The sequence below is a fragment of the Corallibacter sp. genome (assembly GCF_048381695.1).
Classification (GTDB): domain Bacteria; phylum Bacteroidota; class Bacteroidia; order Flavobacteriales; family Flavobacteriaceae; genus Corallibacter; species Corallibacter vietnamensis.
The window spans coordinates 134,206-140,488 of the sequence record NZ_JBLXHI010000007.1; the positions used below are offsets into that span (position 1 = coordinate 134,206).

At 33.2% G+C, this 6,283-nt stretch carries 7 protein-coding genes and 1 riboswitch; all 7 genes read right to left on the reverse strand.

Going from position 1 to position 6,283, the window contains the following annotated elements; genetic code table 11:
* Window positions 1–27 precede the first annotated feature (27 nt).
* The 7 genes from ACN5J3_RS10835 to ACN5J3_RS10865 all read right to left on the reverse strand — a co-directional run bounded on the left by ACN5J3_RS10835 (window position 28) and on the right by ACN5J3_RS10865 (window position 6,214).
* Window positions 28–1,881, reverse strand: coding sequence for a DNA topoisomerase IV subunit B (locus ACN5J3_RS10835; protein ID WP_417291086.1), 1,854 nt, complete (start codon window positions 1,879–1,881; stop codon window positions 28–30).
* A 149-nt stretch (window positions 1,882–2,030) separates the two neighbouring features.
* Entirely contained in the window at window positions 2,031–2,492 is a 462-nt protein-coding gene (locus ACN5J3_RS10840) for an SRPBCC family protein (protein ID WP_418511761.1), read from the reverse strand.
* Window positions 2,493–2,580: 88 nt separating this feature from the next.
* Window positions 2,581–3,675: a redox-regulated ATPase YchF gene (ychF, locus tag ACN5J3_RS10845; protein WP_417291084.1), complete on the reverse strand. Its 1,095-nt coding sequence runs from the start codon at window positions 3,673–3,675 to the stop codon at window positions 2,581–2,583.
* Window positions 3,676–3,756: 81 nt separating this feature from the next.
* Window positions 3,757–3,927 carry a hypothetical protein gene (locus tag ACN5J3_RS10850; protein ID WP_417291083.1) on the reverse strand — a complete coding sequence of 57 codons (171 nt, stop codon included), beginning with the start codon at window positions 3,925–3,927 and terminating at the stop codon, window positions 3,757–3,759.
* 25 nt (window positions 3,928–3,952) lie between these two features.
* A complete protein-coding gene (locus ACN5J3_RS10855; protein ID WP_417291082.1) occupies window positions 3,953–4,336 on the reverse strand; it encodes an acyl-CoA thioesterase in 384 nt (127 codons plus the stop codon).
* A 175-nt stretch (window positions 4,337–4,511) separates the two neighbouring features.
* Window positions 4,512–4,696: riboswitch (cobalamin riboswitch) on the reverse strand.
* Window positions 4,697–4,850: 154 nt separating this feature from the next.
* Window positions 4,851–5,927, reverse strand: a complete 1,077-nt coding sequence (locus tag ACN5J3_RS10860; RefSeq protein ID WP_418511762.1) for a ligand-binding sensor domain-containing protein — start codon at window positions 5,925–5,927, stop codon at window positions 4,851–4,853.
* A gap of 203 nt (window positions 5,928–6,130) precedes the next feature.
* The gene (locus ACN5J3_RS10865) at window positions 6,131–6,214 is read right to left on the reverse strand and encodes a hypothetical protein (protein WP_418511764.1); all 84 of its coding nucleotides are present in this window, start codon (window positions 6,212–6,214) and stop codon (window positions 6,131–6,133) included.
* Between the last annotated feature and the right edge of the window lie 69 nt (window positions 6,215–6,283).

The following is a 6,283-nucleotide window of genomic DNA, read 5'->3' on the forward strand; positions in this document are numbered from 1 at the left end:
CTATTTAAATTCCGCTTTGTAGGTTTGTTATTCTTCAACAATATCCATTTCAACTTTTAGGTTGTCTATGATAAATTCTTGCCTTGTTGGTGTGTTTTTTCCCATGTAGAATGATAACAATTCTTCTATAGACATATCTTTATCTAGCATAACAGGGTCTAAACGAATGTCTTCTCCTATGAAGTGAACAAATTCATCAGGAGAAATCTCACCAAGACCTTTAAATCGGGTTATCTCCGGTTTCGGTTTTAATTCTTCAATAGCATTTCGTCGTTCTTCTTCAGAGTAGCAGTATATAGTTTTCTTTTTATTACGTACTCTAAATAGTGGTGTTTGTAAAATATACAAATGACCTTCTTTTATTACTTCAGGAAAAAACTGTAAAAAGAAAGTAATAAGTAAAAGCCTAATGTGCATACCATCTACATCGGCATCGGTTGCTATTACAATGTTGTTATATCGTAAATCTTCTAGTGATTCTTCTATGTTTAAAGCGGCTTGTAGTAAATTGAACTCTTCGTTTTCGTAAACAATTTTTTTACTTAAGCCATAGCAGTTTAAAGGTTTTCCTTTTAAGCTAAAAACAGCTTGTGTATTTACATCTCTAGACTTTGTAATACTACCAGATGCAGAATCTCCCTCGGTTATAAATAGGGTTGTTTCAAGGTTGCGCTCATTTTTTGTGTCACCAAAATGAATACGACAATCGCGTAACTTTTTATTGTGAAGACTTGCTTTTTTTGCACGGTCTTTAGCTAATTTTCTTATGCCTGATAACTCTTTTCTTTCACGCTCTGCTTGTAGTATTTTACGTTGAATACTTTCAGCTGCATTAGGGTTTTTATGTAAGTAGTTATCAAGATAGGTTTTTATAAAGTCGTTTACATAAGTTCTTACCGTAGGTAAATCACCACCCATATCTGTAGAGCCTAACTTTGTTTTGGTTTGACTTTCAAAAACAGGTTCCATAACTTTTATAGAAATGGCTGATACTACAGATTTTCTTATATCTGAAGCATCATAGTTTTTACCGTAAAACTCACGTAGTGTTTTTACCAAGGCTTCTCTAAAAGCAGCTAAATGTGTTCCTCCTTGAGTTGTGTTTTGTCCGTTTACAAACGAGTGGTATTGCTCGCTGTATTGGGTTTTACTATGTGTTAAGGCAACTTCTATATCATCGCCTTTTAAGTGAATAATAGGGTAGGCAAGATCTGAATCGTTTATGTTTTCTGCTAGTAAATCTTTTAATCCGTTTTCGCTGTAATATTTTTCTCCGTTAAAAACAATGGTTAAACCTGGGTTTAGGTATACATAGTTTTTAAGCATTTTTTCTACATACTCATTGCGGTATTTGTAGTTTTTAAAAATAGTTTCGTCAGGAACAAAAGATACTTTAGTTCCTTTTCTACGTGATGTTTCGTCTAGCTGTTCTTGGTTGGTAAGATTCCCTTTTTCAAATTCAGCTGAAGCAGATTTTCCATCTCTGGTAGATTCAACTCTAAAATAGTTTGATAAGGCATTAACGGCTTTGGTACCAACACCATTTAGTCCAACCGATTTTTTAAAGGCGCGCGAATCATACTTACCACCAGTATTCATTTTTGATACCACATCAACCACTTTGCCTAATGGAATACCACGACCATAATCACGCACAATAACTTTATTACCCTGAATAGAGATTTCAATGGTTTTTCCAGCGCCCATAACATACTCGTCTATAGAGTTGTCTAAAACTTCTTTTAGCAGTATGTATATACCGTCGTCTGGAGAAGAACCATCACCAAGTTTCCCAATATACATTCCTGGACGCATACGGATATGTTCTTTCCAATCGAGTGAGCGTATATTATCTTCGGTGTAATTAGATTGTTCAGACATAAAATGGTGTGATTTGTTGGATATGTTGCTAATATACTATATCGGTTTAAAAAATGAAACCCCATTTATGTAAAGTAATTAACAATAAAATGCCTTATGTTGTTGAGAACATTAGGCTGTAATATAGCTGTTTGCTGGTAATGGTGAAATTAATTTTCAGAACAGTTTTCTATAGCCATTTTCAAAAATAAAATCCTGTCTATCAGAAGCTTTTTTACATAATTTTTTAAAAAAAGCTTGTTTAAAACCTTGCCTAAAAAACCAAAAGGTAATTCAAAGTCTAAAACATTTACTAATACTGTTTTTTCTTTTAAGGTTGAAAAATGAAATTCGTTTTTAAAACGCTTAAATACACCCATTTCCATTTCTTCAGTAAACAGAATTGGCTTTTCAAATTCAGAAATCTTTAGGGTAAGATGTTGTACAATGCCAAAGTGCTTTTCTTCCCAGCTTACCCATTCATTTAATTCTAAAAGTCCAGAAGTTTCTCCAGAAACGGCCTTTAAAGAAGCTCTTTTTAGTGACTGCTCGTGTATGGAGATGTCTCTTGCTAAATCAAAGCATAGCTTTTGATCTGCGTTTATATGAGTTTCTATTTTTATTAAGGGCATATATGTGTTAAGCTAATGAAAGAAACCTGACACTTTCATTATGTTCATGAGCTTTATTTATAAAAAAATATGTTCTGATAAAAAAAAATTATACATTGAATAAAAAGTGCATAACATCACCGTCTTTTACAATGTAGTTTTTTCCTTCAACACGCATTTTTCCAGCTTCTTTTACTTTGGCTTCGCTGCCATAGGTTACATAATCGTCATAACCTATAACTTCAGCACGAATAAAGCCTTTTTCAAAATCGGTATGAATAACGCCTGCTGCTTGTGGCGCAGTAGCACCAATACCTACAGTCCAAGCACGCACTTCTTTTACACCAGCAGTAAAGTAAGTTTGTTGGTTTAATAATTTATAAGCAGAACGTATAAGTTTTGATGAGCCTGGTTCGTCTAGTCCTATGTCAGATAAAAACATTTGGCGTTCTTCGTAATCGTCTAACTCGTTTATATCAGCTTCGGTACCTACAGCTAGCACTAAAACTTCAGCATTTTCGTCTTTTACAGCCTCACGTACTTGTTCTACATAACTATTTCCAGATACGGCAGCACTTTCGTCTACATTACAAACATACATTACAGGCTTGTCTGTTATAAATTGAGATGGTTTTACAAAATCATCATAATCATCTTCGCTAAACTCTAATGCTCTTACTGATGTTCCTGCTTCTAATCCTGCTTTTATCTGTAATAATATAGCTTCTTCTTTTTGTGCATCTTTATTTCCAGTTTTTGCCGCACGTTTTACTTTATCCAACTTTTTCTCAACAGTTTCAAGGTCTTTAAGTTGAAGTTCCATATCTATGGTTTCCTTGTCGCGTAACGGATTTATATTGCCATCTACATGTACAATATTATCGTTGTCAAAGCATCTTAAAACATGTAAAATAGCATCGGTTTCACGAATATTAGCCAAAAATTGGTTTCCTAATCCTTCACCTTTACTAGCACCTTTTACAAGTCCAGCAATATCTACAATCTCTACAGTAGCAGGAATAACACGTTCAGGATTTACAAGGCTTTCTAATTTTTGAAGTCTTGGGTCTGGTACGTTTACGACACCTATATTAGGCTCTATGGTACAAAACGGAAAGTTTGCACTTTGCGCCTTGGCATTAGATAGACAATTAAATAAGGTTGATTTTCCTACGTTTGGTAATCCTACAATTCCTGCTTTCATGTAAATTATTTTAAGGTTGCAAATATAATTATAGTTCCCTTTTGTGGAAACAAAAATGTGTAAATAATAATACCATGAGTATTAAGTGTTAACTAGAGTAGTAGGTGTAGAGTTTGTAGTTTCTTGTTTCGTGTTATTTTTTAGAGTAAATATGGCTGTTTTTTTAAAGTAATACACTCTAAAAAGCGCATAGTTCCAGGTTAAAAGCCAAGCGTAGCGACCTATTAATAGCTTTTTTTTAATAGAATGCATGAACACATTATTATACTGTCTTCTTTTATTCAATTTTAATAGGTTTCTTGTCTTCGTTAATTGCTACAAATGTAAATTCACCTGAAACAGCTTTTTCTCTAAAGTTTGTATACATTTCCTCAACAAAAATATCTACTCTTACTTTTAAACTTGTGTTTCCAACGTGAGTAACATATCCGTAAAGCTCAACAATCGTGCCTGCTGGAATTGGTTTTTTAAAATCAATTTTATCACTACTAACAGTAACCATTTGTTGTCTGCTAAACCTTGTTGCTGTTATAAACGCGGTTTCATCCATAAGTTGCATTGCTGTACCACCAAAAAGCGTATCATAATGGTTTGTGGTATTTGGGAAAACGGCTTTAAATATTCTTGTTTCTGATTTTTTTATTTTTTCTTCAGTTGTCATTTTTTAACTTTTAAACATTATTAAATTATTTAAAAGTTCGTTTGCTAAACTTTGTAATGCAAACAAGAAAGAATTTACGAAAGGGCATGCATACATTTTCAGAAGAGGGCATAATTATCCCATGGTTTTATATGTAAAATGTATCTAACCTGACTTATACTTCAATCCACGAAAGCATTGTCAATTCGGAATAGGCAGGTCTCCTGACTTGTAACGGTTTTTATCGCTCTTCCCGCTTTTGGCAGTGAGCATAATTTGATAAAACCTATGTATGTTACTTACAGTTGCGGGACAGTTCTGGATTTTCACCAAATTCCCTATTAATTTACCTTAAGTAAAACCTTTTCCGGTTGATAAAGTATTTTAAAAGAACTTTTCGGTTGTAAATTTACGAGTTTTTGTTTTCTCTGATGCTATACAACAGCCTCAAATAATCATTAGTTACCAGATTAATAAAGTAGGCGAGAGCAGAGTCATTACTTATAACTATTGTTGGCGGTAGTTATTTTAGTTTTTAAAACTTTTTGTTAAATGACTTTCCGTTAAATATATAAACTTGACCATCTGCCATACCAAAAAGTAAATTATTATCATTGTCTTTATAAATAGTCCAAATCATTGGTTTCAATAATTTATCATTGATAGTATAATTTGTCAAAGTTTTACCGTTATATTTCCATGCTCCTGAATCTCTATCTCCAAACCAAATATTCTCTTCTGAATCTTCTTCAATGGTAAAAACGGATTGTAATCCTGTGTTTTTAGCAAATTGTCCAGTTCTGGTATTTTCGTTAAACTCATTTTTTGGAATTAATTTTCCTTGTTCCTCCGAAAAATGTATTGTTGAATCTCCACTTTTAAGGATTACACCAATTCCATTGTTTCCTATCCAAATGCGCCCTTTTGAATCGGCTAATATGCTTCGTATATGGATTTGCTCATGATCTTCGAGATTTAATTTTTCATGTCCAAAAAAATCTACTACTTTACCATCATAGCTATATAATGCTGAATAAGTTGCAATCCAAACGCGTTCTTCTTTATCTGTTGATATACCTGTTACACCAAATGAATTATTGGGGTCAATATGTTTGGGCTTTGGAAAGATTAGGTAATTCATATTCATTCCGTCAAAACGATTTATTCCATCTTCTTCTCCTGCATAAAACCATAAGTTACCTGTAGTAGCATTCCAGTCTGATTTTAGAGCATTAAACTCGGTTGAATAGCTCATTAGTTTATTTCCATTATAGCTATTGACACCTCTAGCTGTTGCAATCCAAATTATTCCGTTTTTATCTTCTTGAATTGAACGAATTTGATTGTCTATTAAACCGTCATTAGTTGTAAGGTATTTAAATGTTTTTCCATCAAAATAGCATACTCCTTCATTATGACTTCCAAGCCAATAAATGCCTTTACTATCTTGAAAAATTGCACGTACGCCTGAAGTAAATTTTAAGGTGTCGGTTTGCAAGGTGTTTACCAATTCTGGCTTAATTACTTCAGTTTTGAGTGGTTTGTTATCTATGCAAGAAAAGTTTAATGTCAATATGAGTATTAGGTAAATTAATTCTTTTTTTCTGTTCATTTTGGTTTTTAATAAATGACACACAGGGGTTTGCATATGGTTTGTTACGTGTTTAAGCACTAAAGTTACCAATTAAAAACCGAATAGACACGAGCACGAAGTGCGAACTGTACGTTAGTAAATATTTCGCAGGAATATTCGTAAGTAGGTGAGAACAAGCAATTACTTATAGTCATTGTTACTTGCAGTATTTTTTGTTGCTTTTAACTTGCCTTTTCGTAATAGTCACATAAATCGGAAACGATACATTCTTCGCAATTTGGCTTTCTCGATTTGCAGATGTTCATTCCGTGCTGTATGAGCCATTCGTGAGCGTGCTTTTTGTATTTTTTCGGTGTCAGTTCGTTGATTTCGTC